This window comes from Sphingomonas jejuensis (genome assembly GCF_011927695.1).
Taxonomy (GTDB): domain Bacteria; phylum Pseudomonadota; class Alphaproteobacteria; order Sphingomonadales; family Sphingomonadaceae; genus Sphingomonas_K; species Sphingomonas_K jejuensis.
Window position 1 is genome coordinate 768288 of sequence record NZ_JAATJE010000001.1, and the last position, 26827, is coordinate 795114.

General features: G+C 69.5%; 29 protein-coding genes and 1 tRNA gene. 13 read left to right on the top strand and 17 right to left on the bottom strand.

Annotation, left to right across the window (positions count from 1 at the left end; translation table 11 throughout):
• Window position 1: 1 nt before the first annotated feature.
• Entirely contained in the window at window positions 2-223 is a 222-nt protein-coding gene (locus GGR88_RS03875; protein WP_167953182.1) for a DUF3072 domain-containing protein, read from the bottom strand.
• Between the two features lie 49 nt (window positions 224-272).
• Window positions 273-1370 carry an alanine dehydrogenase gene (gene ald, locus GGR88_RS03880; protein WP_167953185.1) on the bottom strand — a complete coding sequence of 366 codons (1098 nt, stop codon included), beginning with the start codon at window positions 1368-1370 and terminating at the stop codon, window positions 273-275.
• Between the two features lie 169 nt (window positions 1371-1539).
• On the opposite strand from ald, the gene GGR88_RS03885 reads away from it, so the two are divergent.
• The 3 genes from GGR88_RS03885 to GGR88_RS03895 all read left to right on the top strand — a co-directional run bounded on the left by GGR88_RS03885 (window position 1540) and on the right by GGR88_RS03895 (window position 4120).
• Entirely contained in the window at window positions 1540-3438 is a 1899-nt protein-coding gene (locus tag GGR88_RS03885) for a potassium transporter Kup (RefSeq protein WP_167954339.1), read from the top strand.
• Window positions 3439-3948 (top strand): 2'-5' RNA ligase family protein, encoded by a 510-nt coding sequence (locus tag GGR88_RS03890; RefSeq protein ID WP_342449709.1) that lies wholly within the window; start codon window positions 3439-3441, stop codon window positions 3946-3948.
• A gap of 95 nt (window positions 3949-4043) precedes the next feature.
• A tRNA-Met gene (locus tag GGR88_RS03895) sits at window positions 4044-4120 on the top strand.
• Here GGR88_RS03895 and GGR88_RS03900 read toward each other — a convergent pair.
• Both GGR88_RS03900 and GGR88_RS15190 read right to left on the bottom strand, forming a co-directional pair.
• Window positions 4099-4293, bottom strand: coding sequence for a hypothetical protein (locus GGR88_RS03900; protein WP_167953187.1), 195 nt, complete (start codon window positions 4291-4293; stop codon window positions 4099-4101). The genes GGR88_RS03895 and GGR88_RS03900 overlap by 22 nt on opposite strands.
• A gap of 119 nt (window positions 4294-4412) precedes the next feature.
• Entirely contained in the window at window positions 4413-5003 is a 591-nt protein-coding gene (locus GGR88_RS15190; protein WP_167953189.1) for a DVUA0089 family protein, read from the bottom strand.
• 239 nt (window positions 5004-5242) lie between these two features.
• On the opposite strand from GGR88_RS15190, the gene GGR88_RS03910 reads away from it, so the two are divergent.
• From GGR88_RS03910 to trxB, 4 genes are all read left to right on the top strand, one after another.
• Window positions 5243-7093: a toll/interleukin-1 receptor domain-containing protein gene (locus tag GGR88_RS03910; RefSeq protein WP_167953191.1), complete on the top strand. Its 1851-nt coding sequence runs from the start codon at window positions 5243-5245 to the stop codon at window positions 7091-7093.
• Between the two features lie 61 nt (window positions 7094-7154).
• Window positions 7155-8195 (top strand): PEPxxWA-CTERM sorting domain-containing protein, encoded by a 1041-nt coding sequence (locus tag GGR88_RS15195; protein WP_245196434.1) that lies wholly within the window; start codon window positions 7155-7157, stop codon window positions 8193-8195.
• Window positions 8196-8384: 189 nt separating this feature from the next.
• The gene (locus GGR88_RS03920; RefSeq protein WP_167953193.1) at window positions 8385-10460 is read left to right on the top strand and encodes a TonB-dependent receptor; all 2076 of its coding nucleotides are present in this window, start codon (window positions 8385-8387) and stop codon (window positions 10458-10460) included.
• Between the two features lie 73 nt (window positions 10461-10533).
• Window positions 10534-11511, top strand: coding sequence for a thioredoxin-disulfide reductase (gene trxB / locus GGR88_RS03925; RefSeq protein ID WP_425338459.1), 978 nt, complete (start codon window positions 10534-10536; stop codon window positions 11509-11511).
• A gap of 10 nt (window positions 11512-11521) precedes the next feature.
• On the opposite strand, the gene GGR88_RS03930 is transcribed toward trxB, so the two are convergent.
• Window positions 11522-11794, bottom strand: coding sequence for an acyl carrier protein (locus GGR88_RS03930; protein ID WP_167953195.1), 273 nt, complete (start codon window positions 11792-11794; stop codon window positions 11522-11524).
• Between the two features lie 48 nt (window positions 11795-11842).
• Here GGR88_RS03930 and GGR88_RS03935 point away from each other — a divergent pair, with 48 nt between their 5' ends.
• A complete protein-coding gene (locus GGR88_RS03935; RefSeq protein ID WP_167953197.1) occupies window positions 11843-13324 on the top strand; it encodes an AMP-binding protein in 1482 nt (493 codons plus the stop codon).
• Complete coding sequence (locus GGR88_RS03940) at window positions 13321-14553, top strand: pyridoxal-dependent decarboxylase, exosortase A system-associated (protein ID WP_167953199.1); 1233 nt, start codon at window positions 13321-13323, stop codon at window positions 14551-14553. The genes GGR88_RS03935 and GGR88_RS03940 overlap by 4 nt, the downstream gene beginning before the upstream one ends.
• Here the strand turns inward: GGR88_RS03940 and truA are convergent.
• Complete coding sequence (gene truA, locus GGR88_RS03945) at window positions 14520-15284, bottom strand: tRNA pseudouridine(38-40) synthase TruA (RefSeq protein WP_167953201.1); 765 nt, start codon at window positions 15282-15284, stop codon at window positions 14520-14522. The genes GGR88_RS03940 and truA overlap by 34 nt on opposite strands.
• Complete coding sequence (gene fmt / locus GGR88_RS03950; RefSeq protein WP_167953203.1) at window positions 15281-16186, bottom strand: methionyl-tRNA formyltransferase; 906 nt, start codon at window positions 16184-16186, stop codon at window positions 15281-15283. Before fmt ends, truA begins: the two co-directional genes overlap by 4 nt.
• A gap of 54 nt (window positions 16187-16240) precedes the next feature.
• Between fmt and recR the strand changes: the two genes are divergently transcribed.
• From recR to GGR88_RS03965, 3 genes are all read left to right on the top strand, one after another.
• The gene (recR, locus tag GGR88_RS03955; RefSeq protein ID WP_167953205.1) at window positions 16241-16837 is read left to right on the top strand and encodes a recombination mediator RecR; all 597 of its coding nucleotides are present in this window, start codon (window positions 16241-16243) and stop codon (window positions 16835-16837) included.
• A 31-nt stretch (window positions 16838-16868) separates the two neighbouring features.
• Window positions 16869-17393, top strand: a complete 525-nt coding sequence (def, locus tag GGR88_RS03960) for a peptide deformylase (RefSeq protein WP_167953207.1) — start codon at window positions 16869-16871, stop codon at window positions 17391-17393.
• Between the two features lie 75 nt (window positions 17394-17468).
• Window positions 17469-18980 (top strand): DNA recombination protein RmuC, encoded by a 1512-nt coding sequence (locus GGR88_RS03965; RefSeq protein WP_167954343.1) that lies wholly within the window; start codon window positions 17469-17471, stop codon window positions 18978-18980.
• Here the strand turns inward: GGR88_RS03965 and GGR88_RS03970 are convergent.
• From GGR88_RS03970 to GGR88_RS04015, 10 genes are read right to left on the bottom strand one after another with little or no spacing between them, the layout of a single operon-like run.
• Window positions 18949-19143 carry a hypothetical protein gene (locus tag GGR88_RS03970; RefSeq protein ID WP_167953209.1) on the bottom strand — a complete coding sequence of 65 codons (195 nt, stop codon included), beginning with the start codon at window positions 19141-19143 and terminating at the stop codon, window positions 18949-18951. The two genes, GGR88_RS03965 and GGR88_RS03970, sit on opposite strands and share 32 nt — an antisense overlap.
• Window positions 19143-19349 carry a helix-turn-helix transcriptional regulator gene (locus GGR88_RS03975; protein WP_425338460.1) on the bottom strand — a complete coding sequence of 69 codons (207 nt, stop codon included), beginning with the start codon at window positions 19347-19349 and terminating at the stop codon, window positions 19143-19145. The genes GGR88_RS03970 and GGR88_RS03975 overlap by 1 nt, the downstream gene beginning before the upstream one ends.
• Window positions 19340-19834, bottom strand: a complete 495-nt coding sequence (locus GGR88_RS03980; protein WP_167953211.1) for a hypothetical protein — start codon at window positions 19832-19834, stop codon at window positions 19340-19342. The genes GGR88_RS03975 and GGR88_RS03980 overlap by 10 nt, the downstream gene beginning before the upstream one ends.
• Before the next feature lie 52 nt (window positions 19835-19886).
• Entirely contained in the window at window positions 19887-20702 is an 816-nt protein-coding gene (locus GGR88_RS03985) for a TrmH family RNA methyltransferase (RefSeq protein WP_167953213.1), read from the bottom strand.
• Between the two features lie 5 nt (window positions 20703-20707).
• On the bottom strand, window positions 20708-20980 hold the full coding sequence (locus tag GGR88_RS03990; protein WP_167953215.1) for an HPr family phosphocarrier protein: 273 nt from the start codon (window positions 20978-20980) through the stop codon (window positions 20708-20710).
• A complete protein-coding gene (locus tag GGR88_RS03995) occupies window positions 20977-21384 on the bottom strand; it encodes a PTS sugar transporter subunit IIA (RefSeq protein ID WP_167953217.1) in 408 nt (135 codons plus the stop codon). Before GGR88_RS03995 ends, GGR88_RS03990 begins: the two co-directional genes overlap by 4 nt.
• A 20-nt stretch (window positions 21385-21404) precedes the next feature.
• Window positions 21405-22298, bottom strand: coding sequence for an RNase adapter RapZ (gene rapZ, locus GGR88_RS04000; protein WP_167953219.1), 894 nt, complete (start codon window positions 22296-22298; stop codon window positions 21405-21407).
• Window positions 22295-22735, bottom strand: coding sequence for an HPr kinase/phosphorylase (locus GGR88_RS04005; protein WP_167953221.1), 441 nt, complete (start codon window positions 22733-22735; stop codon window positions 22295-22297). The genes rapZ and GGR88_RS04005 overlap by 4 nt, the downstream gene beginning before the upstream one ends.
• Entirely contained in the window at window positions 22716-24311 is a 1596-nt protein-coding gene (locus GGR88_RS04010; protein WP_167953223.1) for a sensor histidine kinase, read from the bottom strand. Before GGR88_RS04010 ends, GGR88_RS04005 begins: the two co-directional genes overlap by 20 nt.
• Window positions 24280-24990, bottom strand: a complete 711-nt coding sequence (locus GGR88_RS04015) for a response regulator transcription factor (protein ID WP_167953225.1) — start codon at window positions 24988-24990, stop codon at window positions 24280-24282. The genes GGR88_RS04010 and GGR88_RS04015 overlap by 32 nt, the downstream gene beginning before the upstream one ends.
• Window positions 24991-25174: 184 nt before the next feature.
• Between GGR88_RS04015 and GGR88_RS04020 the strand changes: the two genes are divergently transcribed.
• Window positions 25175-26773, top strand: a complete 1599-nt coding sequence (locus tag GGR88_RS04020; protein ID WP_167953227.1) for a phosphoenolpyruvate carboxykinase — start codon at window positions 25175-25177, stop codon at window positions 26771-26773.
• The last annotated feature ends 54 nt before the right edge of the window (window positions 26774-26827 follow it).

A 26827-nucleotide genomic window follows, 5' to 3' on the forward strand; every position in this document is an offset into this window, starting at 1 on the left:
ATCAGTCCTTTCCGCGGCCGGTTTGTTCCTGAAGCGCGTCGATGCGCTTGGACGCCTCGGCCTTGCTAAGCGTGTCGTCGAACTGCTCGCCCGCTTCCTCGCTCAAGGTCTTCAGGTAGGACGCCTGCGCGCCCGTCATGGCCTCGTCGCCCGTTGTCCAGTCGTCCGGGTTCTTCTCGGCATTGGAGGTGGGGTGCGTCTTGGGGTTCTCGGTCTCTGCCATGATGATCTCCTTGCCCCCGCAGAACGCGCCCGTTCCCGCTCCGTTCCCGTCAGGCCGCGAACGGCAGGTCGAGCGCGTCGGCGACCGCCTTGTGCCGGATCTTGCCGCCCGACACGTTGAGGCCGGCCGCCAGATGCGGGTTCGCGGCCATCGCCGCCTCCGCGCCGTCCGCCGCCAGCCGGAGCACGAAGGGCAGGGTGGCGTTGTTGAGCGCAAAGGCGGAGGTGCGGGCGACAGCGCCCGGCATGTTGGCGACGCAATAATGGATGACGCCGTCGATCTCGAACACGGGATCCTCGTGCGTGGTCGGGCGCGACGTCTCGAAGCAGCCGCCCTGATCGATCGCGATGTCGACCAGCACCGACCCGCGCTTCATGGTCTTCAGCATGTCGCGGGTGACGAGCTTGGGCGCCGCGGCGCCCGGGATCAGCACCGCGCCGATCACCAGGTGCGCGCGCGACACCGCCGCGGCGATCGCCGCCTTGGACGCAAACGCCGTCTTGATCTGGTTGGAAAAGAACATGTCGAGCTCGGCCAGGCGGGCGTTGGACACGTCGTAGATGGTGACGTCGGCGCGCATGCCGACCGCCATCTGCGCCGCGTTCACGCCCGACACGCCGCCGCCCAGGATGGCGACTCGCGCGGGCGCGACGCCGGGGACGCCGCCCAGCAGCACGCCGCGGCCGCCCTGTTCCTTTTCGAGATAATGGGCGCCGACCTGCACGGCCATGCGGCCCGCGACCTCCGACATCGGCTTCAGCAGCGGCAGGCCGCCGCCGGGTGCCGTCACCGTTTCATAGGCGATGCAGGTGGCGCCCGAGCGCATCAGCCCTTCGGCCTGCGGCTTGTCGGCGGCGAGGTGAAGATAGGTGAAGAGCAGGTGATCGGGACGCAGCATCGCGATCTCGGACGCCTGCGGCTCCTTTACCTTCACGATCATCTCGGCCTGGTCGAACACCTCGGCAGCCGAGCCGACGATGCGGGCGCCGGCCTCCACATAGTCCGAGTCGTCGAAATCGATGCCGGAGCCGGCGCGCGTCTCCACGATCACCTCGTGGCCGGCGGCGGTGAGTTCGGAGACGGACGGGGGCGTCAGGCCGACGCGGTATTCGTGATTCTTGATCTCTTTCGGGACACCGACTCGCATCTTCAGCTCCATTGTACGATTTTGAAGGCGCCATAACGCGGCCGGGCGCGGTTGTCGCCGTTGCGGGGCATAGGTGGCGGTGCTAGGCCGCGCGCCGCCCCTCCCCAGGGCGTTTTGGAGCATGAGCACGATGGGTGAGCCTGCGGCCCCGGCCGTTCCGACCGGGATGATGCCCAGCGATCGACCGGTTGAAGATGGCGCCCACAACCACGAGCGGCAGGGCCTGGCCGCGCTCGCCTTCGGCGCGATCGGCGTGGTCTACGGCGACATCGGCACCAGCCCGCTCTATGCCATGAAGGAGACGTTCGTCGGCCATCACCCGCTGACGGTCGACCCGCTCCACATCTTCGGCGTGATCAGCCTGATCTTCTGGTCGCTGACGCTGATCGTGACGATCAAATATGTGTTCCTGATCCTGCGCGCCGACAACAACGGTGAGGGCGGCAGCCTGGCCCTGCTGGCGCTGATCCAGCGATCGTCGGGCACCAAGAAATGGGGGGCGAGCCTCGTCATTCTCGGCGTGCTGGCGACCGCGCTGTTCTTCGGCGACTGCATGATCACGCCCGCCATCTCCGTGCTGTCGGCGGTGGAGGGGCTGACCACCGTGCGCGAGGGGCTGGACTGGCTGGTGCTGCCGATCGCCACCGCCATCCTGGTCGGGCTGTTCCTGATCCAGTCGATCGGCACCGCCAAGGTCGGGCGCCTGTTCGGCCCGATCATGCTGGCCTATTTCGTGACGCTCGCCGTGCTCGGCGTGGTGAACATCGTCGGGCGGCCGGACATCTTCCTCGCGCTCAATCCCTGGTACGCCTACCAGTTCGCGGTGACCGACGGCTGGCTCGCCTTCCTGGCGCTCGGCTCAGTCGTGCTGGCGGTGACGGGGGCGGAGGCGCTTTATGCCGACATGGGCCATTTCGGGCGCCGGCCGATCAGCGTCGCGTGGCTCTACATCGTGTTTCCGGCGCTGATGCTCAATTATCTGGGGCAGGGCGCGCTGCTGCTCGATCAGCCGGAGGCCGCGGAAAACCCGTTCTTCATGATGGCGCCCGACGAGCTGCGCCTGCCGCTGGTGCTGCTTGCCACCTGCGCCACCGTCATCGCCAGCCAGGCGGTGATCACCGGCGCCTTCTCCGTCGTGCAGCAGGCTGTGCAGCTGGGGCTGATGCCGCGCCTCAGGATCGACCACACCAGCGCGTCGGCGGCCGGCCAGATCTACATTCCCAGCGTCAACACCGCGCTGATGGTGATGGTGCTGCTGCTGATCGTCGGGTTCCAGGAATCGTCCAACCTGGCCGCGGCCTATGGTATTGCGGTGACGGGCACGATGTTCATCTCCACCTGCATGGTGGCGGTGCTGCTGCACCGCGTGTGGTCGTGGCCGGCCTGGGGCACGGGCGCGTTCCTGGCCGTGTTCCTGCTGATCGACGGCGCCTATTTCTTCTCCAACATGACCAAGGTGCCCGATGGCGGCTGGTTCCCGCTGCTGGTGGGGCTGATCGCCTTTGTGCTGCTGACGACCTGGGCCAAGGGTCGTGCGCTGATGATCGGGCGGATGCGCGAAGCGGCGATGCCCGTGCAGATCTTCGTGCAGTCGGCCGCCAATTCGGCCACGCGCGTGCCGGGGACGGCCGTGTTCATGACCTCCACCCCCGACGGCGTGCCCCACGCGCTGCTCCACAACCTGAAGCACAACAAGGTGCTGCACGAGCGGGTGGTGCTGTTGACGGTGAAGATCGCCGACGTCCCTTATGTGCAGCCCGAATATCGCTGCATGCTGGAAGACCTGGGGCAGGGGTTCCACCGGCTGGTGGTCAAATATGGCTTCATGCAGGATCCGGACGTGCCGTCGGCGCTGAAGCGGCTGACCGGATGCGGGCCCGAGTTCAAGATGATGGACACCAGCTTCTTCCTTGCGCGGCAGACGCTGTTGCCGTCGTCGCGGCCGGGCATGGCGATCTGGCGGGAGAAGCTGTTCTCCTGGATGCTGCGCAACGCGGCGAGCCCGATGGAATTCTTCCGCCTGCCCACGAACCGGGTGGTTGAGCTCGGCAGCCAGGTCGAGATCTGAGTGAGCGACACGGCCCCGCTGATCCTGACGGCGATGCTGGGGCCGGAGGACCACCGCTGGGCCGACGACCTGCGGCAGGCGCATTTCCCGCCGGAGCGCAACCAGCTGGCCGCGCACCTGACGATGTTCCACGCGCTGCCGCCGTCTGCCGCGCCCGAGCTGAAGCGCCGGATCGTCGACGAGACGCGCGGCGTCGCGGCGCCGGACGCGAGCGTCGCGCGCATCCTGGACCTGGGCGGGGGCACCGCGCTGGGCATCCAGAGCCCCGGGCTGGTCGAGATCCGCGCTCGGATCGCCGATGCCTTTCACGGATCGCTGACGGCGCAGGACGCGCAAGGCTGGCGCCCGCACATCACGATCCAGAACAAGGTGACGCGCGACGCCGCCAAGGCGCTGCAGGCGGCGATGTCGGCCGACTTCCGCCCGCGCGCCATCCGCATCCACGGCCTTGCCGCGTGGGCCTATCGCGGCGGCCCGTGGGAGCCGTTGTTCGAGGCGCGGTTCGCCTGAGCTGCGGGCGTCGCGCCGGCATCGGTTGACCGCGAGGAATGGGCTGCTATAGGCCGCCTCCGCGCTGCGGCGCGACAGGCCCCAAGTGGCATCGGGGCGGAGTAGCTCAGCTGGTTAGAGCAGCGGAATCATAATCCGCGTGTCGGGGGTTCAAGTCCCTCCTCCGCTACCATTTTCAAAACAAAGAGTGAGGTGGGCGCTCAGGCCGTCGGAGTGATCGGACGTGCGCTGCTCGGCGGTGATGGTGACGCGCCGGATCATAATGCGCCGACTGATACTGTCGGCAACCTCGGGAGCTGCCATACCGAGCTTTAGTTCGAGTTCCGCCAGCCCCGCGAAGACCATCGTGTCAGCGATCCATGATCTGGATCAAGTGACGCCCCTCCATCGCGTCGGATGGTTGGTTCGGTGACGGATCGGCACCCCGACATGCGCCGGTCGATGCCGATCCGTCGTCTTGGGCGTCAGGCGAAGGTGACCGCGGTAGTCTGCCGGCGGCGGCGCATTGCGGAGCCGACGAGGCCGAAGCCGCCGATCATCATTGCCCAGGTGGCGGGCTCCGGCACGGCGCCGACCGGACCACGGTTGATGGTCACACCGTCGCTGAAGGTTGCCCGAAAACGAGTTTCACCGCGCGTGTAATCCGCAGTGCCCCGCCGCGCTTCATTCTGGGTGAAGTTGAAGGTGCCGACGGACAGCACATAGTTTCCGGCCGCAAGCGAGCCGGTGAACAGAGCGCCAAAGCCGTCCCCACTATCGTCGTCGCGGCCAATCAGCGTGCCCGTCAGCGCGCCGCTGGCCGACCCGTCATCGGCGAACAGGAACAACTCCGGATCCGGGATGCCGTTGAGCGCAGCCGGATCAACCGCAACCGAGAAGTCGCCGCCAATCCAATTGAAGAAGGTGTCACTGGTGCCGTTCGGCGTGATGTTGCCGGTGATGGTGACGGCCGCCGACGCGGGCGCGGCAAAGACTGCGCTGGCAAGCAGCGCGGTTGCGAAGAAACGCATTGGTAATCCCCCTCTTGTCGCGGCCCCCTGCCGCAACGGAGACATGCCTAAGGGCCCGTTAACCCTGTGGATTGTATCAGGACGCCAACTGCTTAACCTGCCTCAATCTCTGATCGGTCCGTTTGGGGCCGGGTTTGCCCAGACGATCCCGACGGAATGCTTTACAAGGCGGGATCGCCGTTCGCGCCGGCGCTTCCCTTCCGCTCGCGATATCGCGCGCCGGCTACCGGCTTGAGAAAAGCCCACCCCTCTGTCACCATCCTGCCGGCCTTGGGGGAGGCACGATGCGCGAATATGCGGCCTTCATCAGCTACAGCCATGCCGATGCGGCCACCGTGCGATGGCTGCACCACAGGCTGGAGACATACCGGTTGCCGCGCGCGCTGGTCGGCCGCGAGACGCGCTTCGGCCCGGCGGCGCGGCGGTTGCCGCCGGTGTTCCGCGACCGTGACGAGCTGCCGGCGAGCGGGGATCTCGGCTCCGAACTGAGGGCCGCGCTCGCGGCGGCGCGGACGCTGGTGGTGCTGTGCAGCCCGCGCGCGGCGGCGTCGCGCTGGGTCAATGAGGAGGTGCTGAGCTTCAAGCGCCTGCACGGCGAGGACCGCGTGCTCGCGCTGATCGTGTCGGGCGAGCCGGGCGATCCGGAGCAGGAATGCTTCCCGCCCGCGCTCCGCTTCCGGATCGGCGCGGACGGCGCGCTGTCGGACACGCCCGCCGAGCCGATCGCAGCCGACATGCGGCCGGGCAAGGATGGGCGGCGGCTCGCGCTCCTGAAGCTGATCGCGGGGATCGCGGACGTTCCGCTCGACGCGCTGGTCAGGCGAGACGCGGCGCGGCGGCAACGCCGGCTGTTGTGGATCACGGCCGGGTCGCTCGCCATCGCGGTGCTGACGATCGGCTTGGCGATCTATGCCGAAGGGCAGCGCCGCGTGGCGGAGCGGCAACGCCAGCTTGCCGACCGGAGCCTCGCGTTCCTGATCGGCACGTTCAACATCGCCAACCCGGCGACCGAGAACCCGCGCACGATCACCGCGCTCACCATCCTGCAGCGCGCCAGCCGCAGCGCCGCGACCGACCTGAGCGACCAGCCCGGCGTGAGTGCCCGGCTGCTGCGTGCGACCGGAGAGATCTATTATAATCTCGGCCTGCCGCAGGAAGCGGCGCGGGATTACCGGGCGGCGCTGAGCCGGCTTCCTGCGCGGGGCGAGGAGCGGGCGGTCACCGCGCTGAAGCTCGCGTCCGTCGCGTACAACCGCGGCGACCTGGCCGCCATGCGCCGCGCCATTGCGGCCGCCGTCGCTGCGACCGATCAGGGCGCCCGCTATGCCCCCGCAATCAACGCGGCGCTGGCCGAGGCGAGGGGACGCGCGGACGTGCTGGACGGGAACTATGCCGATGCGCAGCGCAACCTGGCGGAGGCGGCGCGTCTGCTGACCGAGCTGCCGGGCGACCAGCGCGAGGCGCTGGGTCGGGTATGGATGAACGAGGCCGATGCCTGGGGGCGGCTGGGCCGGTATGACGAGGCCGACCAGCTGTTCGCGGCGGCGGCGGCGGCCTATCAGGCGAAGTTCGGCCGGGATCATGTGTCCACGGCCAAGGCCATCCAGAACCGCGCCTTTGTCGACTTCGAGCTCGGACGTGTCGCGATCGCGCAGCAGCGCATGGAGCAGGTGCTAGGCATCTTCGGCCGGGTGCTGGAGCCCGACCATCCATTCGTGGCCGCATCGCTGCTGCTGACGGGGCGGATCCGGACGGCCAATGGGGAGCCGGACCGCGCGCTTGGCGATCTGGACCGCGCCGCTGCGATCTACCGGCGGCTGTACGGCGCGGATGCCCCGGCGATCGGCGACGTCGCCTTCTATGCCGCCGAGGCGGAGGCGGCCGCCGGGCGAACGGACGCCGCATTGGGCCGGATCGCGACGGCCAAAGCGATCTACGACGAGGCCTATGGCCCCGACGATCCCGACCAGGTGGAACTGTTGCTGTTGCGCGCCCGGGTGCTGTCGGGCGGTGGCCGTGCGGGCGAGGCGCGGGCCGCGTGCCGGTCGGCATTGTCGCTGCAGCAGCGGATCGATGCGACGGCGGCGGCAGTGGGCGGAGTGCGGGACCAATGCGCGCGCCTGGGACAACGCTGAGGAGTCGCACGTCCCCCGAAATCCTGCTATAGCGCTAACCATCATTTCCGGGGGGAAAGTCATGTCCAAGCCAGTGTTTCTGCGCGCGATCATCGGGTCGGGGGCCGCCTTGCTGTGCGCCGGCGCAGCGCCTGCCGCGATCGTCGAGACGGTGCGGGTCACCAACACCTATGGCCTGTCCTTCACGCCCTTTACCCTGCCGAGCGAGCTGCCCGGCGGATCGCGCGAAACGCTGATCCAGCGGTCCGGCGTGCCCGGCGCCGACTCGGAGGCGGGGATCGACCTGGTCGGCGAGGCGGACAGCGGCGGCTTCTTCTTCCTGCACAATGATTATTGCGTCGGTCAGTGCGCGATCGCGTCGAGCACGGAGATCCGGTTCGTGGTCACGAACACCGGCACCGAGGCCGTCAACCTGCGCTTCGACTCGCTGATCACCCCCGGTCACCTTGCCCGGATCGGCAACGATCCCCGCGCCACTGGCGGATTCGATTTCCGGGTCACGCAGCAGGACACCGATCCGTTCGAGGAAAATATCCCGGAGCTGCTGTATTCGGCCTTCGGCAACGTCAATGCGGAGGACATCTTCGTCGAGACGACGGGCGGCGTGCCGTTCAACAACTACAACGACCAGACGATTGGCGACGGCCGCGTCGTCGACTGGAGCTGGACGCCGCTGAACCTTGAACTGGGTCTGCTCGGCGCGGGTCAGTCGAAGATCGTCACCTATTCAGCCTTCTACTTCATGACCGGCAACGGCGTGTGCGAGGATGTCGCCAATTGCAGCGGCCTGCAGGTCGCCTTCGGCGATCCGCGCAACAACGGCACGATCCTGTCGCGGATGGCGTCGTTCGCAGCCTTTGCCGACGATGGCACGCCGATCATCAACCGCGAGTATGACGCGGTGTCCGTCCCGTTCGCGTTCAACCTGTCGGGCAGCCCGCTGCCGCCGCTGCCGCCGACCGAAGGCCCGGTGAACTATGGCGTGCCGTTCGTGCCGGCCGCGCTGGGTGCGGTGCCTGAGCCGGCGACATGGGCGACGATGGTCTGCGGCTTCGGCCTTGTCGGATCGACACTCCGCCGCCGGCGCCCGCTGACGGCCTGACCGCGCAGTCCGCCGCCGCGTGATTGCGCGGTGGCGGATGCGGTAGACTGTCCTCACGCGCCACTCACTCAGGTGAATGCAGAGCCAGATTGCGCTGCCGCAGTGCTTGCCCGAGATCAGACGAAGCGAACTTGACATGTGATGTTGTAACGTGGTGGGAGGCGCCAGCTTCAGCCACGAGTGACAGACATGACCCACACGCTTCGCCTCGCCCTTCTGGGCAGCATCGCCGCCATCGCCGCGCCGGCGGCGGCGCAGACGACGACCGGCACCGATGGCGATCATCATGCCGACCAGCCCGAGACGATCGTCGTCACTGCGCTGTCGCGCAACCGGGAGGATTTCCTCGGCGGCGTGTCCGTCCTGTCCGGCGCGGACCTGGATGCGGCGCGGCGCACGTCGATCGGCGAGACGCTGGCGCAGCTGCCGGGCGTCAGCGCGACCTCGTTCGGGCCGACCGCGTCGCGGCCGGTGCTGCGCGGCTTCCAGGGTGATCGCATCCGCGTGCTGACCGACGGCATCGGCAGCTTCGATGCGTCGTCGTCGTCGGTCGACCATGCCGTGGCGATCAACCCGTTGCTGGCCGAGCGCATCGAGGTGCTGCGTGGCCCGGCGGCGCTGCTCTACGGCTCGGCGGCGATCGGTGGCGTGGTGAACGTGCTCGGCACCCGCATCCCACGCAGCGTGCCGGCCGAGACGGTCCATGTGGAGGCGAATGCGGATTACGGATCGGCGGCCGAGGAACGCCGAGCGGCAGGCATCGTCGATGTCGCGATCGGCGGCAATTTCGTCGTCCATCTCGACGGCAGCTATGCCAAGACCGATGACTTGCGCACCGGCGGATATCTGCTGAGCCGGCCGCTGCGCGCGGCCGCGGCGGCATCGCCGGACGCCGAGGTGCAGGAGCTGGCGACCCTGCGCGGCCGCCTGCCCAACACGGCTTCGGAGCAGAGCGAGTTCGGCGGCGGCGTCGCCTATGTCGCGGAGGGCGGCAACATCGGCGTGTCGTTCAGCCGGCTCGACAACAATTACGGCGTGCCGATCCGCTTCCCGCTGGAGCCCGGCGAGGAGGCGGAAGCGCCGACGCTGGACGTTCGCCAGGATCGCGTCGACCTGCGCGCCGAGATCACGCCGGCGACCGGGGCGTTCGACGCCATCCGCCTGCGCGCCGGATATGGCGATTACCGCCATTTCGAGATCGAGGACACGGGCGAGATCGCCACGACCTTCCTGAACGACGGCGCGGAAGCACGGCTCGAGTTCGTGCAGCGCCGGCAGGGCGCCTGGAGCGGGGCGTTTGGCGCGCAGCTGATGACGCGCGACTTCACGGTGATCGGCGAGGAAGCATTTCTGCCGCCGACGAGCACGGCGCAGGTGGGGCTGTTTGCGGTCCAGAACCTCGACCTGGGCGCCGTCCGGCTGGAGGTGGGTGGCCGGTACGAGAACACGACAACGGAATCGCAGGCATCCGAGGCACTGGGCACCGAGCGGGACCGGCGGACCTTTGACGCGTTCAGCGGATCGATCGGCGGCAGCGTCGGGCTGGCCGACACCGTGCGGCTGGGCCTGAACCTCAGCCACACCGAGCGCGCCCCAACCGTCGAGGAGCTGTACGCGGCCGGCCCGCATCTCGCCACCCAGGCGTTCGAGGTGGGCAATGCGGACTTTGCAAAGGAGCGGTCGAACGGTGCCGAACTGGTGCTGCGCGGCGGCGGCGATGCTTTCCGGTTCGAAGTGTCCGGATATTACAACGACTTCAGCAACTTCATCTTCCAGGCACCGACCGGCGAGGAGGAGGATGGCCTGCCCGTCTATGCCTACCAGTCTGCCGGTGCGGAGCAGTGGGGCCTGGAGGGCGAGGTGAGCGCCAGGCTGGCCCGGATCGGCGAGGGCGAGGTGCGCGTCGAGGCGCTGGCCGACTATGTGCGGGTGACCCTGGACGATGTCGGCCCGGCGCCGTTCATTCCGCCGCTCCGCGCGCTCGGCGCGATCGAATATCGCACCAACAGCTTCGACCTGCGCGGCGAGGTGGAGCATGTGACCGAGCAGGAGCGGATCGCGCAGTTCGAGACCGAGACACCGGCCTACACGCTGGTGAACGCGCGGGCCGAATGGCGCCCGGGCGGCCCGGAAGGCGCGTTCGCGATCCGCGTGGCGGCAAACAACATCTTCGACGTGGAGGCGCGGCGCCACGCATCCTTCCTGAAGGATTATGCGCCGCTGGCCGGACGCGACATCCGGGTGGGCGGCAGCATCCGCTTCTGACGCGGCGCGTTGCCGCGGCGCGGGCAAGCGCTTATCTGGACGGGAACCACCCAACCTGGAGCGCTTGCCCCCCATGGCCGACATCATGAAGACCCGTATGCTGATCCTGGGATCGGGCCCGGCGGGCCTGTCGGCGGCGATCTATGGCGCGCGCGCGGGTCTGAAGCCGATCGTCGTGCAGGGCATCCAGCCGGGCGGCCAGCTGACCACCACGACGGACGTCGAGAATTACCCCGGCTTCCGCGACGTGATCCAGGGCCCATGGCTGATGCAGGAGATGGAGGCGCAGGCCGTCCATGTCGGCACGCGCATGATCTACGACCATATCGTCGAGGCGCAGCTGGACAGCGCGCCGTTCCGCCTGATCGGCGACGGCGGGCAGGTGTACGAGGGCGACACGCTGGTGATCGCGACCGGCGCGCAGGCGCGCTGGTTGGGGCTGCCGAGCGAGGACGCGCTGAAGGGCAAGGGCGTCAGCGCCTGCGCGACCTGCGACGGGTTCTTCTATCGCGGCAAGAAGGTGGCGGTGATCGGCGGCGGCAACACCGCGGTCGAAGAAGCGCTGTACCTGACCAACCATTCGGACGACGTGACGCTGATTCACCGCCGCGACCGGCTGCGGGCCGAGCGCATCCTGCAGGAGCGGCTGCACGCCAACCCCAAGATCAAGGTGCTGTGGAACAAGCGGGTCGAGCAGTTCGTGGACGGCGGCGGCAATGCCGGGCTGGTCGCGATCGACCTGGTCGACACGGTTACGGGCGAGCCGTCGACGCTGGCGGTGGACGGCGGCTTCGTGGCGATCGGTCATCATCCCGCGACCGAGCTGTTCCGCGGCAAGCTGGAGCTGGACGACGAAGGCTATGTCGTCGTGGAGACGGGATCGACCCGCACCGCCATTCCCGGCGTGTTCGCGTGCGGCGACGTGCAGGACAAGATCTACCGCCAGGCGGTGACGGCGGCGGGCACCGGCTGCATGGCTGCGCTCGACGCCGAGCGTTACCTGCAGGAGCTGGATTTCGAGGAGCGGGTGGAGGAAGCGGAGGCGGCCTGAGCGCGCGGGCTCAGACGGCCGCCTTGGTGAGCACGAACTGCTTCAGCGAGCCGAACGTCTCCAGCAGCTCGCCGTCGACCTCGTCATCCTCGATGACGATGCCCATGCGGTCCTCGACATCGGTCAGGAGGCCGGCGACCGCCATCGAGTCGAGCTCCGGAAGCGCGCCGAACAGCGGCGTGTCGTTCGTGAAGGCCGCGACGCGGTCCGCATCGATGCCGAGCGTGTGGACAAGGGCGTCGCGCAGGGCGCGATCGGTGGCGGGTTCGTCGTCGCGGATCATGCACGCGCCTGTAACGCACATGGTGGCAGGATCAATGGGGCGGCAGCGATGACCGTGCCGGATCGGGAGCCGCGGCCGCTCGACCATCTGACGCTGCGCGGCCGGGCCGACGCCGTCGCGATCGACCGGCGCGACGGCGCCTTGAGCTATGCGGGGCTGGAGGAGGCGGTGGGCAGCCTCGCCGGGTGGCTGGTGTCGCGCGGGCTGACGACCGGCGACAGGGTGGCGAGCTGGCTGCCGAAGACGCGGCTGGCGCTGCTGTTGCCGCTGGCGACGGCGCGGGCGGGGCTGATCCATGTGCCCGTCAATCCTTTGCTGAAGCGCGCGCAGGTCGCACATATCCTGGTCGACAGCGGAGCGCGGCTGCTGCTGAGCCAGGCGCCGCGGCTGGCGACGTTGAGCGCGGATGACGTGCCGTCCGGATGCGCCGCCGTGACGGAGGACGAGGCGGCGGGCGCGGGGGCGCCGGCGCTGCCGCCGTCCGACGTGGACCCTGAGACGCTCGCCGCGCTGCTCTACACGTCCGGATCTACGGGGCGGCCGAAGGGCGTGATGCTGACCCATGCCAACCTGTGGCTTGGAGCGGTGTCGGTCGCGCATTATCTGGCGCTGTCGCCAGCCGACCGCGTGCTGGCGGTGCTGCCGCTGGCGTTCGATTATGGGCAGAACCAGCTTCTTTCCACCTGGCATGCCGGCGGGACGGTGATCCCGATCGACTATCTGGTGGCGCGCGACGTGCTGCGCGCGGTGGAGCGGTGGCGGCCGACGACGCTGGCGGGGGTGCCGCCGCTGTGGACGCAGTTATGCGAGATCAGCTGGCCTTCGGAGACCAGCCTGGAGCGGCTGACCAATTCGGGCGGTGCGTTGACGCCGGCGTTGATCGGCCGATTGCAGGCCACCTTTCCCGGCGCGCGCATTCACGCGATGTACGGGCTGACGGAGGCGTTTCGCTCCACCAGCCTCGATCCCGCGCTGCTGTCGGCGCATCCGGAATCGATCGGAACGGCGATCCCCTTTGCCGAGATCAGCGTGCGGACGCCCGACGGCGGCATCGCGGCCGATGGCGAGCCGGGCGAGCTGGTCCACGCCGGTCCGCTGGTGGCGCGAGGGTACTGGCGCGACCCCGAGCGATCCGCCGCGCGCTTCCGGCCGGAGCCGGACGGTTCGCTGGCGGTATGGTCGGGCGACACGGTGGTGCGGGATGCGGACGGGCTGCTCCGCTTCGTCGGGCGCGAGGACGAGATGATCAAGACGGCGGGCAATCGCGTGAGCCCGACGGAGGTGGAGGCAGCGGCGGTGGCAAGCGGGGCGACGACGGAGGCGGTGGCGATCGGCGTGGCCGACGCGCGGCTGGGCCAGTCGATCCTGCTGGTCGCGGCGGGTGCGCCGGACGATCGGCTGCAAAGGCACCTGGCCCATGTGCTCCCCGCCTTCATGCAGCCGCGCGAGATCCGCTGGCTGGACGTGCTGCCGCGCAACCCCAACGGCAAGATCGATCGCGCCGCGCTGAAGCGGGAGGCGCAGCCATGACGGGCAAGCCGATCGGGCCGATCCCGCCGGAATTCGCCGCGGCGGGGGCGCTGCACCTGGGCGGCCAGACAGCGGACGCGCTGGTGGAGGCGCACGGCAGCCCGCTGTTCGTCTACGACCGCGGCGTCATGGCGGCGCGGATCACGCGGTTTCGCCAGGCCTTTGCCGGCATCGACCTGCATTATGCGATCAAGGCCAATCCCAATGCCGCACTGCTCGGCTGGATGGCGGAGCGGGTCGACGGGTTCGACACCGCATCGGCGGGCGAGATCCAGTTCGCGACTGAGGCCGCCGCGCACCCGCGATCGAGCGTGCGCGACATCTCGATCGCGGGTCCGGGCAAGTCGGATGACGAGCTTGTCGAGGCGCGGCGCCGCGGCGTCACGGTGAACGTCGAATCGATCGGCGAGGCGGCGCGCATCGACCGGCTGTCACGCGACGGCGACGGGCCGTTCAGGGTCGCCGTTCGCGTGAACCCCGACTTCGAGCTGCGCGGATCGGGCATGCGGATGGGCGGTGGCGCGCGGCCGTTCGGCGTGGATGTCGACCAGGTGCCGGTCGTGCTGAACATGCTCCAGCGCCAGCAGGTGCGCGGCTTCCACATCTATGCCGGATCGCAGTCGCTCGACGCCGAGGCGATCATCGATGCGCAGCGCCGCACGATCGACCTGGCCGCGCGGCTGTCGGACGCTGCGGGCATCGCGCCGGAGCTGGTCAATCTGGGCGGCGGGTTCGGCGTGCCATATTTCGCGGGCGATACCCCGCTCGACATCGACGCGGTGGGGGCGGGGCTGGCCGCCAGCCTGGCGCAGCGGCCGGCGGTGCTGGCGGATACGCGCTTCGCGATCGAGCTCGGCCGCTGGCTGGTGGCGGAGGCGGGCGTCTACCTGACCCGGGTGCTCGACCGGAAGACGAGCCATGGCGAGCTGTTCCTGGTGACGGACGGCGGCCTGCACCATCAGCTCGCCGCGTCCGGCAATTTCGGCACGGTGGTGCGGCGAAACTATCCGATCGCGGTGGCTGCGCGCATCGGTGCGGCGCCGGACGAGGTGGCAACGGTGGTCGGCCGGCTGTGCACGCCGCTCGACCGGCTCGGCGACCGGATCGCCCTGCCGCGCGCGGAGGTGGGCGACGTGATCGCGATCTTCCTGGCAGGCGCCTATGGCAGGTCGGCGAGCCCGGCAGCCTTCCTTGGTCACCCCGCGGCGGCGGAAGTGCTGGTCGGGTAGACCGCTTCGGTGAAGTAGAGCCCGTCCGGGGGCGCATTGTGGCCGAGTGCGGCGCGGTCGCGTGCGGCGAGCGCGCCCGCCAGGTCGTCGGCCGACCACCGCCCGCGCCCGACCAGCGCGAGGCAGCCCACCATCGAGCGCACCTGATGGTGGAGAAAGGAGCGGGCGGCGGCGATCACGACCACCTCGTCGCCGTGACGCGTCACATCAAGCCGGTCGAGCGTCCTGAGCGGACTGTCCGCCTGGCAATGCGCCGACCGGAAGGTGGTGAAGTCATGCCGCCCGACCAGCCGCTGCGCGGCCTCGTGCATGGCAGCGGCGTCAAGCGGATCGGGAACGCGCCAGGCGAGGCCGCGGTCGAAGGTGAGCGGCGCGCGCCGGTTGACGATGCGGTAGCGGTAGCGCCGTCCCACGCAGGAAAAGCGCGCGTGCCAGTCGTCCGGCACCGCCACGCAGCCGATCACCGCAATGGGATCGGGCCGGACAAGCGCGTTCAGCCCCTCTGCCAGGCGAAAGGGATCGATGTGCCGGTCGAGATCGAGATGCGCGCGCATCGCGGTCGCATGGACGCCCGCGTCGGTGCGTCCGGCGGCGTGGACCGCGACCGTCTCCCCGGTCATGCGGTGAACGGCATCCTCGAGGCTGGCCTGGACGCTGGGCCCATGATCCTGCCGCTGCCATCCCATGAAGGGGCGGCCGTCATATTCGACGACCAGCGCATAGCGGGTCACGCCAGCACCATTCCCGGCGGCACGGCGAAGCCGCGAAGGAGGGCATCGGGCGCCATCGCCGGGCGACCGGCCCGCTGGATCAGCGTCGGCCGGACGGCGCCGGTGCCGCAGGCGATGGTCAATTGGTCGTCGAGCACCTGGCCTGGTTCGCCGGCACCGGGCGCCGGCGTGGCGGCAAGCAGCCTGAACCGCTCACCCGCCAGCTCAAAAAAGGCGCCGGGCGCCGGAGCGAAGGCTCGAACCTGCCGGAGGAGCGCGTCGGAAGGGGCTGAAAAATCCAGCTTTGCTTCGCTTTTCTCGATCTTGTGGGCGTAGGTCACGCCGATAGCCGGCTGGGGCACCGGCGGATGTGCCGGCAGGTCCGCCAGCACCTCCACCATCAGGCGCGCGCCGGCCGCTGCGATCGCCGCCGTCAACGTGCCGGCGTCTTCGTCCATGATCGGTATGACATGGCGCGCGCGGACAGGGCCAGTGTCGAGCCCGGCCTCCATGTCCATGATGCACACGCCCGTTTCGGTGTCGCCGGCGATGATGGCGCGCTGCACCGGGGCGGCCCCGCGCCAGCGCGGCAGCAGCGAGCCATGGACGTTCAGGCAGCCGTGGCGCGGCGCATCGAGGATCGGGCGCGGGAGGATGAGGCCGTAGGCGGCAACGACGGCGACGTCCGCGTCGAGCGCGGCAAAGGCGGCCTGCTCGTCCGGCGAGCGGAGCGACGCGGGGCTTCGCACGGGTATGCCGAGATCCTCTGCGCGCGTCTGCACGGCAGACGGGCGCGGCGCCTTGCCGCGGCCGGCGGGGCGGGGCGGCTGGGTATAGGCGGCGACCAGATTGTGCCCCGCCGACACCAGCGCCTCCAGCGTCGGCACGGCAAAGGGCGGCGTTCCCATGAAGACGATGCGCATGCACCCGTCTCTTCCGATTGGCTTGGGCGTAAGCAACCCCTATCTGTTCCCGGCATGGCATCGCCCGAGATCGAAACATTGACGGAGGCGCTGTCGCGGCTGCCGGGGCTTGGCCCGCGATCCGCGCGGCGGGCGGTGCTGCACCTGATCAAGCGGCGGGAGGCGGCACTCGCGCCGCTCCGCGCCGCGCTGGAAGCAGTGGAGGCCCGGCTGACGAGCTGCGGCATCTGCGGCAATGTCGACACGTCTGACCCCTGCGGCATCTGTCGCGACCCGCGGCGCGACGCGCGGGCGCTGTGCGTGGTGGAGGAGGTCGCCGACCTGTGGGCGCTCGACCGGGCGAAGCTGTTTCCCGGGCGTTTCCATGTGCTTGGCGGGCGTCTTTCAGCGCTTGATGGAGTGCGGCCGGAGGATCTGTCGATCGACCTTCTGATGCGCCGGCTGGAGGCGGGCGGCATCGACGAGGTGGTGCTGGCCATGAACGCCACGCTGGAAGGACAGACGACGGCGCATTACATCGCCGACCGGATCGAGCGGATGCCGGTGCGCGTGACGCAGCTGGCCCACGGCCTGCCCGTCGGTGGCGAGCTCGATTACCTGGACGAGGGCACGATCGCCCAGGCGCTGCGGGCGCGGCGACCGGTCGCTTGAAGCGGCGCACCCGCTCCGGTATCGCGGCGCCATGGCAATCCTTCCCATCATCGAGACACCGGACCCCCGGCTGCGCCTGATTTCCGAGCCGGTGGAGCAGTTCGACGACGCGCTTTCCACCCTGATCGACGACATGTTCGAGACGATGTACGCGGCGCCCGGCATCGGCCTGGCCGCGATCCAGGTGGCGGTGCCGAAGCGGGTGCTGGTGATCGACCTGCAGGAGCCGGAGGAGGACGAGGGCGAGCCGGTGAAGCGGCCGCGCGTCTTCATCAACCCGGAGGTGCTGGAAGAATCGGAGGAGTTGTCGAGCTACAACGAAGGCTGCCTGTCGGTGCCGGAGATGTTCGGCGATGTGGTGCGGCCCGCCCGCGTGCGGGCGCGCTGGCTGGACCGCGACGGCAGCACGCAGGAAGCCTGGCTCGACGGCTTGCTGGCGACCTGCCTGCAGCACGAGATCGACCATCTGAACGGCGTGATGTTCTTCGATCACCTGTCCAAGCTGAAGCGCGACATGCTGTTGAAGAAGCTCGCCAAGCTGCGCAAGGCCGCCTGACGCCGCGCTTGTGCGGGGCCGCCGCCGCCGCTAGGTTCACCTTGTGTTCCAAGGGGAGACGGGTGGGTGGAGCTGATGAGCCTGATCGCGGTGGCGATCGCCCTTGTTGCCGGGGTCGGTCTCGGCTGGCTGATCGCCAGCCGTCCCGCCGCGGCCGCGCGGGCGGAGCGCGGCGCCGCGGAGGAGCGCGCCCGCACCGCGGAAACCGCGCTGGCGCTTGCCGAGCAGCGCGCGGGTGATCTGCCGCCGCTTCGCCTGATGCTGGATGCCGTCCGCAACGAGCGGGACGAGGCGCAGCGCGAGCTGGCCGCGGCGCGGCCGATCGCAGAGCGGGTGGGCACGCTGGAGCAGGAGCTGGGCGAGGCGCGCGCGCGGGCCGAGCTCCTGTCCGCCGAGGTCGCGGGCTTCCGCCGCGGCGAGGACGAGCGCGCGCGGGCGCACGACGCGCAGCTCGCCACGCTGAAGGAGATGGAGCAGCGACTGCACGGAAGCTTCGGCGAGCTTGCGGGCAAGGCGCTGGGCGAGGCGCAGAGGCATTTTCTGGAGCGCGCGGACGCCCGGTTCCGGCAGGCAGAGGAAACCAGCGGCCAGTCTCTGAAGGCGCTGTTGCAGCCGGTGAGCGAGCGGCTGCAGCGTTACGAGGAGAGCGTCGGCAAGGTCGAGGCGGAGCGGCGCGAGGCCTATGGCAACCTGACCGGCCTGATCGAAGGCATGCGGGCCGGCCAGGAGGCGGTGCGCAGCGAGGCGGCGCGGCTGGTCAACTCGCTGCGATCGGCACCGAAGGCGCGGGGGCGCTGGGGCGAACAGCAGCTGCGCAACGTCCTGGAGACCTGCGGATTGGCCGAGCACACCGACTTCATGATGGAGGTGTCTGTCGCCGGGGACGAGGGCGAGGGGCGCCTGCGGCCGGACGCGATCGTCACCGTGCCGGGCGGCCGATCGCTGGTGATCGACGCCAAGGTCTCGCTCAATGCCTATCAGGATGCCTATGGCGCGGTCGACGAGGCCGAGCGCGAGCGCAACCTGACGCTGCATGCCGCGGCGATGCGGGCGCATGTCAGCGGGCTGGCGGCGAAAGCATATTGGAACCAGTTCGCCGACGCCCCCGATTATGTGATCATGTTCGTTCCCGGCGAGCATTTCCTGGCCGGGGCGCTTGAGCATGACCCCACGCTCTGGGATTATGCGTTCGACAAGCGGGTGCTGCTGGCGACGCCGACCAACCTGATCGCGATCGCGCGCACGGTGGCGGCGGTGTGGCGGCAGGAAAAGCTCGCCAAGGAAGCGCAGCAGATCGGCGAGCTCGGCAAGGAAATGCACGACCGTCTGGCGGTGGCGGCGGACAAGCTGCGCCGGGTGGGCGGCGGGCTGGGCACCGCCGTCAGGAGCTACAACGAGTTCGTGGCTAGCTTCGAGGGTCGGTTGATGGTGACGGGGCGCAAGTTCCGCGACCTCAACATCGAAACCGGATCGCGCGAGCTGGAAAGCGTGCTGCCGGTCGAGGCCATGGCGCGGCACGGCGACCTGGATGTCGCGCTGCCGGCGCCCGCCGGACTCAGCGATCCGGCTGCCGGGCGCGCGGCCTGAGAAGCAGAAACGCCGCCATGGTGACGGCGGCCACCGTCTTCGCAGGGCCGGTGGCGGCATCGTCGTAGCCGAACAGCGCGGCGCGGACGATGACGAGCAGGGCGAGCACGGTGCCCGTCACCGCCGCCATCTGCAGCGCCACGGTGGTGGTGACCTGTCTCATCAGCCTTCCTCGTGAAGCGTGAACAGCGTTTCGACCGGCTGATCGAAGTGCCGGGCAAGCTTCAGCGCGAGCTCCAGGCTCGGCTCGAACCGTCCCGTCTCGATCGAATTGATGGTCTGGCGCGAGACGCCGACCGCCTCGGCGAGCTGCGCCTGGGTCAGGCGCTGGTCGGTGCGGGCGGCGAGCACCGCAGTGATCACTGCCACAGGCGGCGCGCGTCCACCATCCACACCGCGGTGCAGATGACCAGCCAGTCGAGCAGCACCCAGCCGGCGGTCGGCGACGGCAGCCAGCCGATCCGCTCCCCCGCGAGCCACAGCGCAAGAGCTGCCAGCGTGATGAAGCTGCCAAGACCGTAGGACCGGTTCTGCACGCGGTTGAACAGCTCATCCTGGCGCGCGCTGAACAGCGACCAGAGGACGGCGGCGACGGCGAACAGCAGCACTGTTAGCAGTGTCAGCCAGCGGTCGACGACAGGCGACAGCAGCGCGGATCGCGTCTCCGGCGGCGCCATCCCGCCCGAGCCAAGGCGGAAGCCGAGATCGTAGAAGGGGCCGCCCGCATCCATCAGCTGCGTCAGGCAGGCGGTGCCGACGCCGATGCAGGTGAGCGACGTCGCCAGCAGGATGCGTTCGGCGCGGTTGAGCGCGCTCCACTTGAACCAGGTGCCCCGTCCGGTCGGCTCGTACATCGTCATCCCTCCCCAAGAGCGGGATGGATGTAAAGTCGGCTTTACACCTGTGTCAAGCGTGCTTGACCTGACGGCGGTGCTGGTTCAGCACCTCATAGGCCATCACGGCCGTCGCAACCGCGGCGTTCAGGCTGTCGGCCCGCCCGAGCATAGGCATGCGGACGAGGTGATCGCAGGCGGCTTCCTTGTCGGCGGGCAGGCCCTGCGCCTCGTTGCCGACGAGGATGAAGGTCGGGCGCGGATAGGCGATGGCTTGGTAATCGGTGTCCGTGCGCAGGCTGGTCCCCACGAGCGTGCCGGGCCCGGACCGCAGCCAGGGGAGGAAATCTTCCCAACGGGTCTGCACGATCGCCTGCGTGAACAGCGCGCCCATCGACGCACGCACCGCCTCCACGGAGAAGGGGTCCACGCAGTCGTCGACCAGGATCAGGCCGCCGGCGCCGACCGCGTCGCCGGTGCGCAGGATGGTGCCGAGATTGCCGGGATCGCGCAGCCGTTCGGCCACGATCCAGATCGGCGCGGCCGTGCGGTCGATCGCTTCCAGCGCAGTGCCGCGGTCGGCATAGGCGCCGAGCAGGATGCCCGGATTGTCCTTCCCCGACATCTTGGCGAGGATGTCCGCGCCCGTCGTGACGACATCGCCGCCAGCCGCCTCCGTCCGCGCGATCAGCTGGCGGGCCAGCGGCGGCAGATCGGGGCGGTCGACATAGACCAGGATTTCCGGCAGCGCGCCGGCATCGGCGGCCTCCGTCAGGATGCGCAGCCCTTCCGCCAGGAACAGGCCTTCGGCACGGCGGTGCTTCTTGTCGCGGAGCGAGCGCAGGCGCTTCACGAGCGGATTGGAAAAGCCGGTGATCTCGCGAGCCATCGGGCTCAATCCTCGCCGAACTTGCCCTCGACGAGCGCCACGAGCTGATTGAGCGCGTCTTCCGCCCCGTCGCCGTGCGTGCGGATGGTGACGCTGTCGCCCATCGCCGCGCCCAGCATCATCAGCCCCATGATCGACGTGCCGGTAACGCTGCTGCCGTCCTTTTCCACCTCCACGCGGGCGGGAAGGCCGCTCGCCAGCGTGACGAACTTGGCGGAGGCGCGGGCATGGAGGCCGCGGCGGTTGGTGATGGCGACGGTTCGGCAATGCTCCGTCATGCAGCGGCTTCCCCCAGCACCTCGGACGCGACGGAGATGTATTTGCGGCCGGCGTCACGCGCGGCGGCCACGGCCTGGCGCACGTCCATCGACTTGCGCGCGCCTTCCAGCCGGATCAGCATGGGCAGGTTGACGCCGGCGATCACCTCGACACGGCCCGGGACCATCAGCGAGATGGCGAGGTTGGACGGCGTGCCGCCGAACAGGTCGGTGAGCACCACCACGCCGCGTCCCTCATCGACCCGGCCGATCGCGCCGGCGATGTCGCCGCGGCGCAGCTCCATGTCGTCTTCCGGTTCGATGCAGATCGTCTCCACGCCGGCCTGCGGACCCACCACATGCTCCAGGGCGACCACGAACTCGGCCGCAAGCCGGCCATGGGTCACCAGCACTAGTCCGATCATCAAGTCCTCTTGAGCAAGCGTCACCTCCGGTCGGGGAGCGCGTCGGGCGCTTCCGGCAGGTCGCGATGCACGATGGTGGGGGAAAATCCGGCAGCGCGCAACCGTGCTGCGACGGTCTCCGTGACGTGCACGGAGCGGTGTCTCCCCCCGGTACAGCCGAACGCCATGACGACATAGGCCTTCCCCTCCGCCTGGTAGCGGGGGATCAGCAGCCGCAGCAGCCCTTCGATGCGATCGACCGCTTCGGCATAGGCGGGGTCGGCGCGGACATAATCGGCGACGGGTGCGTCCCGCCCCGTCAGCGGCCGCAAGGCGTCGTCCCAGTGCGGGTTGCGCAGGAAGCGCATGTCGAACACGAGGTCGGCATTGCGCGGCAATCCGCGAGCATAGCCGAAGGACATGACAACAAGCGTGGTGGCGGCGCCCGCACCGGCGAAGCGATCCCGCACCGCGCCCTGCAAGCCGCGCGAGGTGAGGCCGCTCGTGTCGATCAGGTTCTCGGACCAGGCGCGGAGCGGCGCGAGCAGCGCCTGTTCCTGCGCGATGCCGTCGCTCGCGGCGCGGTCCAGGGCGAGCGGGTGGCGGCGGCGCGTCTCGGCGAAGCGGCGTTCGAGCTCGGCCGCGCTGCAATCAAGGAAGAGCGTCGAGATGTCGTGCGTGGCGGCCAGCCGCTCAATCCGACGGATGATGTCGACCGCATCGAAGCCGCGGGTGCGGCTGTCGATGCCGATGGCGAGGGGGCGCGCCTCGTCCCGCGCATCGTCCGGCGTGGCGCCCAGCAGGCGCTTCAGGAGCGGGATGGGCAGGTTGTCGACCACCTCCCAGCCGAGATCCTCCAGCGTGTGGAGCGCGGTGGTCTTGCCGGCACCGGACATGCCGGTGACGATCAGGGTGCGGGGCGGCGCATGGGTCATGGGCAAAGCATCCGAAGCGCGAGTTCCGTCTTGATCGGGGCGGACGCTGCAAAGGCGTCGAGTGCGATCCGGGGCAGGGGGAGATCAAGGATGGTTTCCTCCTGACGGTCGGGAAGGCGGTCCGGCTCCGCACCCAGGTCGACGATGAGGGCGAGCGGTGTCGCGTCCGCGGCGACGACGGTGGCGATGCCGATGCCGCGCACCTCGATCATCCCGGCGATGCGCGGCGGGGCGGACGCGAGCAAGCCGTTGCCAGCCCGGGCGACCAGCGTGCGATCGTCCGAGACCAGCAACGCGCCGCGATCGATCAGGCGCAGCGCCAGGTCCGACTTGCCGCTGCCCGACGCCCCGCGCAGCATCACGCCGCGGCCATCGATCGCGACGGTGGTCGCGTGCAGGTTGAGCGGCTCTTTCACCTCAATCGGGGTCCTCGACATCGGCGGCGGGCAGGACGACCACGATACGGGCGCCGGACCGGCCGTCCGCACGGTCCTCTACATGGATCTGGCCGTCATGTCCTTCCACGATGGTGCGCGCGATCGCGAGGCCGAGGCCACTGTGCCGGCCGAAGCTCTCGCCGTCCGGCCGGTCGCTGTGGAACCGCCGGAACACCGCCTCGCGCGCGTCCGGGGCGACACCCGGGCCATCGTCTTCCACCGACAGGAGCACGTCGTTGCCGCTGCGCGTCGCGGTGACGCGCACCACCCCGCCGGGCGGGGAGAAGGACAGCGCGTTGTCGATGAGGTTGTCAACGACGCGTTCCAGCCGCGCGGGCAACCCCATCACCACGGCCGTATCGCGCTGCGGGCGGGCAAAGGCGACGGACGCCGGGCTGTCGCGGTCGGGGCGGTTGGCGAGCAGCCCTTCGATCAGGCGGCCGAGGTCGATCCGTTCGAACGGCGCGCGGGCGAGCTGCGCATCGAGGCGCGACGCGTCCGCGATATCGGTGATCAGGCGGTCGATGCGGCGCACATCGTCGCGGACGATGCCGAGAAGCTGGTCGCGCGCCGCCGGGTCACGGACATGATCGAGCGCATCAACGGCGGAACGGAGCGAGGCGAGCGGGTTCTTGATCTCGTGCGCGACATCGGCGGCGAAGCGCTCGGTCGCGTCGATGCGCGCGTTGAGGCCCTGGCTCATGTCCGACAGGGCGCGCGCGAGCATGCCGATCTCGTCGCGGCGGGAGGGGAGGCGGGGGACGACCACGTCGCGCGCACGGCCCAGCCGCACGCGAACCGCGGCGCGCACCAGCCGACGCAGCGGGCGCACGATGGTGCGGGCGAGGAACAGCGACAGGAGCACGGATGCCGCCAGCGCCGCCGCCAGCACGATGCCCAGACGGACGCGTTCCGCGCGAACAACCTCCAGGATGCGCCGCGCGCCGGTGGTGGACAGCAGCACCGCGCCGCCCGGCGTGATCGGTGCTGCGGCCGAGATGATCGGCGTGCCGTCGGCCGCCGCCCGCACGATCGCCTGCGCCTGTCCGCGGTCGGAGGCGGCGCGCACTTCCGGCCAGGCCACGGCACGGTCGGTCGCGGGCTCGGCAAAGGGGGGCAGGGGGCGGCGCCACACCACCAGGTTGACCAGCTGGTCGATGGCGAGCGCGCCGCGCGCGGCCAGCGTGGCACGTGCGGGATCGCGGACGCCGTAGCTTCCCGGTGCAAGGCGCCAGCTGTCCTCGACCGGGCGGTCGCCCTGGTAGAGCCTGTACCGGGCGCCCGTGGCGGCGCCCAACTCGGCGAGCAGCGCGCCATGTTCATCCGCCGGCAGCCGGCGGAGGGCGGCCGCGACCAGCTGTACCTCACGCCCCAGCTCGCGAACGCGGCTGTCGATCAGGCGGGCGCGGTAGGTGTCGAGATAGAAGAAGCCGCCGGCAAGAAAGGCGAGCACGAGGATGTTGAGCGCCAGGATGCGGCGCGTGAGCGAAACGCGCCCCGACCAGCGAAGCGCGAGATCACCGGGCTCGCGCCGGGGCGGATCCTCAACCTTCGGCGAAGCGATAGCCGGCGCCATAGAGCGTCTCGATGGCATCGAATTCGGGATCGCTCTCGCGGAACTTGCGCCTCAGCCGCTTGATGTGGCTGTCGATCGTGCGGTCATCGACATAGACATCCTCCTGATAGGCGGCGTCCATCAGCTGGCTGCGCGATTTCACCACGCCGGGGCGCTGCGCGAGTGATTCGAGGATCATGAACTCGGTCACCGTCAGGGTGACGTCGTGTCCGTCCCACGTCACGCGGTGGCGTGCCGGATCCATCGCCAGCCGGCCCCGAACGATCGGCTCCGCCTGCGGTTCGGGCGCCGACCCGTCGGCGGGACGCTGCGTCAGTTCGGTGCGGCGCAGGATCGCGCGGATGCGGGCGATCACCAGGCGCTGCGAGAAGGGCTTGGCGATATAGTCGTCGGCGCCCATCGCGAGGCCGAGCGCCTCGTCGAGCTCGTCGTCCTTGGATGTCAGGAAGATCATCGGCACCGGGCTTTTTTCGCGCAGGCGGCGCAGCAGCTCGAGCCCGTCCATGCGCGGCATCTTGATGTCGCTGACGACAAGGTCGGGCGGATTGTCGAGCAGCGCCTTCAGCGCGGCCTCGCCATCGGCATAAAGACGCGTGGTGAAGCCTTCGGCCTGCAGCACCAGCGAGAGCGAGGTGAGGATATTGCGGTCGTCGTCGACCAGCGCGATCGATGCGGCCATCGTCTTCAGCCTCGCCTTGTCACCAGGAACCCCTCGGGCGGGTCCTACACGGCCGGGCGGGCCGATCGCAAATCGTTAACGACGAAAGCCGTCCTTATTAATTGATCGACCGGTCAGTCGGTTTGACGGCAAAGCCGCCGGTCGGGTAAGCGCGCGGAAAGGAACGAGGCAGGGGAGAGTGGCAGTGGCGAACCGGGAACCGCAGCATGGCCTTAAGGCCGGCGGCATCGAGACGGGCGCCGAGCTGCGCTGGAACCTCGGCACCGCCGCGCTGGTGGAAGAAGCCGTGCGCCGCGGCGAGGGCGTGCTGGCCAAGGACGGCCCGCTGGTGGTGCAGACGGGTCGCCACACCGGCCGGTCCGCATCCGACAAATATACGGTGCGTGATGCCGGAACGGACCAGACGATCTGGTGGGGCAAGTCCAACCAGCCGATGAGCCCGGATCACTTCGCCGCGCTGAAGGAAGATTTTCTGGCGGCCGTCCGCAGCAAGCCCAAGCTGTTCGTGCAGGACCTTTACGGCGGGTCGCAGCCCGAGCACCGGGTGAATGTGCGGGTTATCAACGAGCTCGCGTGGCACAGCCTGTTCATCCGCACGATGCTGGTGCGGCCGGACCGCGCCGATCTCGACGGGTTCGTGCCCGACTTCACCATCATCGATCTGCCGAGCTTCCGCGCCGATCCCGCGCGCCACGGCTGCCGGGGGGAGACGGTGATCGCGGTCAACATGACGGAGCGGCTGATCCTGATCGGCGGCACCGCCTATGCCGGCGAGATGAAGAAGTCGGTGTTCGGCATCCTGAACTACCTGCTGCCCGAACGCGGCGTGATGCCGATGCACTGTTCGGCCAACATCGGCCGCGACGGGGACACCGCCGTGTTTTTCGGCCTGTCCGGAACCGGGAAGACGACGCTGAGCGCGGATGCCAACCGGACGCTGATCGGCGATGACGAGCATGGCTGGTCCGACACCGCCGTCTTCAACTTCGAGGGCGGCTGCTATGCCAAGATGATCCGGCTGTCGGCCGATGCCGAGCCCGAGATCTTCGCCACCACCCGCCGGTTCGGCACCGTGCTCGAGAACGTCGTGATCGATCCGGAAACGCGCGTCCTCGACCTGGACGATGCCAGCCTGGCGGAGAACAGCCGCGGCGCCTATCCGATCGACTTCATCCCCAATGCGTCGGCCGACAACATGGGGCCGGTGCCGACCACCATCATCATGCTGACGGCCGATGCCTATGGCGTGCTGCCGCCGATCGCGCGGCTGACGCCGGACCAGGCGATGTACCATTTCCTGTCGGGCTATACCGCGCGGGTGGCGGGAACGGAGATGGGGGTGACCGAACCGACCGCGACCTTTTCCACCTGTTTTGGTGCGCCCTTCATGCCGCGCCACCCGAGCGTCTACGGCAACCTGCTGAAGGAGCGGATCGCCAAGGGCGGAGTCACCTGCTGGCTGGTCAACACCGGGTGGACGGGCGGCAGCTTCGGCACCGGAAGCCGAATGCCGATCAAGGTGACGCGCGCGCTGCTGAACGCGGCCTTGGACGGCAGCCTGTCGCGCGCAACGTTCCGGACCGACCCGAACTTTGGCTTCGAGGTGCCGGTCAGCGTGCCGGGCGTGGAGGACCGCATCCTGGATCCGCGCGCGACCTGGGCCGACGGCGATGCGTATGACGCCACCGCCCGGCGGCTGGTGGAGCAGTTCATCGCCAACTTCGCCCAGTTCGAGGAGCATGTGGACGATGGCGTGCGGGAGGCAGCGCCGCGCGCGGCGTGACCGCCAACCACAAGCCGGGGTGACGCGGGCGGCGAAAGCCGTCACATGCCGGCG

Coding starts and splice junctions, on each gene's coding strand:
- ald (WP_167953185.1), bottom strand. CDS start 1,370: ATGCGAGTCGGTGTCCCGAAAGAGATCAAGAATCACGAATACCGCGTC.
- GGR88_RS03900 (WP_167953187.1), bottom strand. CDS start 4,293: ATGGTCTTCGCGGGGCTGGCGGAACTCGAACTAAAGCTCGGTATGGCA.
- GGR88_RS15195 (WP_245196434.1), top strand. CDS start 7,155: ATGTCCAAGCCAGTGTTTCTGCGCGCGATCATCGGGTCGGGGGCCGCC.
- GGR88_RS04010 (WP_167953223.1), bottom strand. CDS start 24,311: ATGGCGCCGGCTATCGCTTCGCCGAAGGTTGAGGATCCGCCCCGGCGC.
- GGR88_RS03990 (WP_167953215.1), bottom strand. CDS start 20,980: ATGACGGAGCATTGCCGAACCGTCGCCATCACCAACCGCCGCGGCCTC.
- fmt (WP_167953203.1), bottom strand. CDS start 16,186: ATGCGCATCGTCTTCATGGGAACGCCGCCCTTTGCCGTGCCGACGCTG.
- GGR88_RS03875 (WP_167953182.1), bottom strand. CDS start 223: ATGGCAGAGACCGAGAACCCCAAGACGCACCCCACCTCCAATGCCGAG.
- GGR88_RS03995 (WP_167953217.1), bottom strand. CDS start 21,384: ATGATCGGACTAGTGCTGGTGACCCATGGCCGGCTTGCGGCCGAGTTC.
- GGR88_RS04015 (WP_167953225.1), bottom strand. CDS start 24,990: ATGGCCGCATCGATCGCGCTGGTCGACGACGACCGCAATATCCTCACC.
- GGR88_RS03940 (WP_167953199.1), top strand. CDS start 13,321: ATGACGGGCAAGCCGATCGGGCCGATCCCGCCGGAATTCGCCGCGGCG.
- GGR88_RS03885 (WP_167954339.1), top strand. CDS start 1,540: ATGCCCAGCGATCGACCGGTTGAAGATGGCGCCCACAACCACGAGCGG.
- recR (WP_167953205.1), top strand. CDS start 16,241: ATGGCATCGCCCGAGATCGAAACATTGACGGAGGCGCTGTCGCGGCTG.
- GGR88_RS03935 (WP_167953197.1), top strand. CDS start 11,843: ATGACCGTGCCGGATCGGGAGCCGCGGCCGCTCGACCATCTGACGCTG.
- def (WP_167953207.1), top strand. CDS start 16,869: ATGGCAATCCTTCCCATCATCGAGACACCGGACCCCCGGCTGCGCCTG.
- GGR88_RS03965 (WP_167954343.1), top strand. CDS start 17,469: ATGAGCCTGATCGCGGTGGCGATCGCCCTTGTTGCCGGGGTCGGTCTC.
- GGR88_RS03985 (WP_167953213.1), bottom strand. CDS start 20,702: ATGGCTCGCGAGATCACCGGCTTTTCCAATCCGCTCGTGAAGCGCCTG.
- rapZ (WP_167953219.1), bottom strand. CDS start 22,298: ATGACCCATGCGCCGCCCCGCACCCTGATCGTCACCGGCATGTCCGGT.
- GGR88_RS03920 (WP_167953193.1), top strand. CDS start 8,385: ATGACCCACACGCTTCGCCTCGCCCTTCTGGGCAGCATCGCCGCCATC.
- trxB (WP_425338459.1), top strand. CDS start 10,534: ATGGCCGACATCATGAAGACCCGTATGCTGATCCTGGGATCGGGCCCG.
- GGR88_RS15190 (WP_167953189.1), bottom strand. CDS start 5,003: ATGTCTCCGTTGCGGCAGGGGGCCGCGACAAGAGGGGGATTACCAATG.
- GGR88_RS04005 (WP_167953221.1), bottom strand. CDS start 22,735: ATGTCGAGGACCCCGATTGAGGTGAAAGAGCCGCTCAACCTGCACGCG.
- GGR88_RS03970 (WP_167953209.1), bottom strand. CDS start 19,143: ATGAGACAGGTCACCACCACCGTGGCGCTGCAGATGGCGGCGGTGACG.
- GGR88_RS03910 (WP_167953191.1), top strand. CDS start 5,243: ATGCGCGAATATGCGGCCTTCATCAGCTACAGCCATGCCGATGCGGCC.
- GGR88_RS03930 (WP_167953195.1), bottom strand. CDS start 11,794: ATGATCCGCGACGACGAACCCGCCACCGATCGCGCCCTGCGCGACGCC.
- GGR88_RS03980 (WP_167953211.1), bottom strand. CDS start 19,834: ATGTACGAGCCGACCGGACGGGGCACCTGGTTCAAGTGGAGCGCGCTC.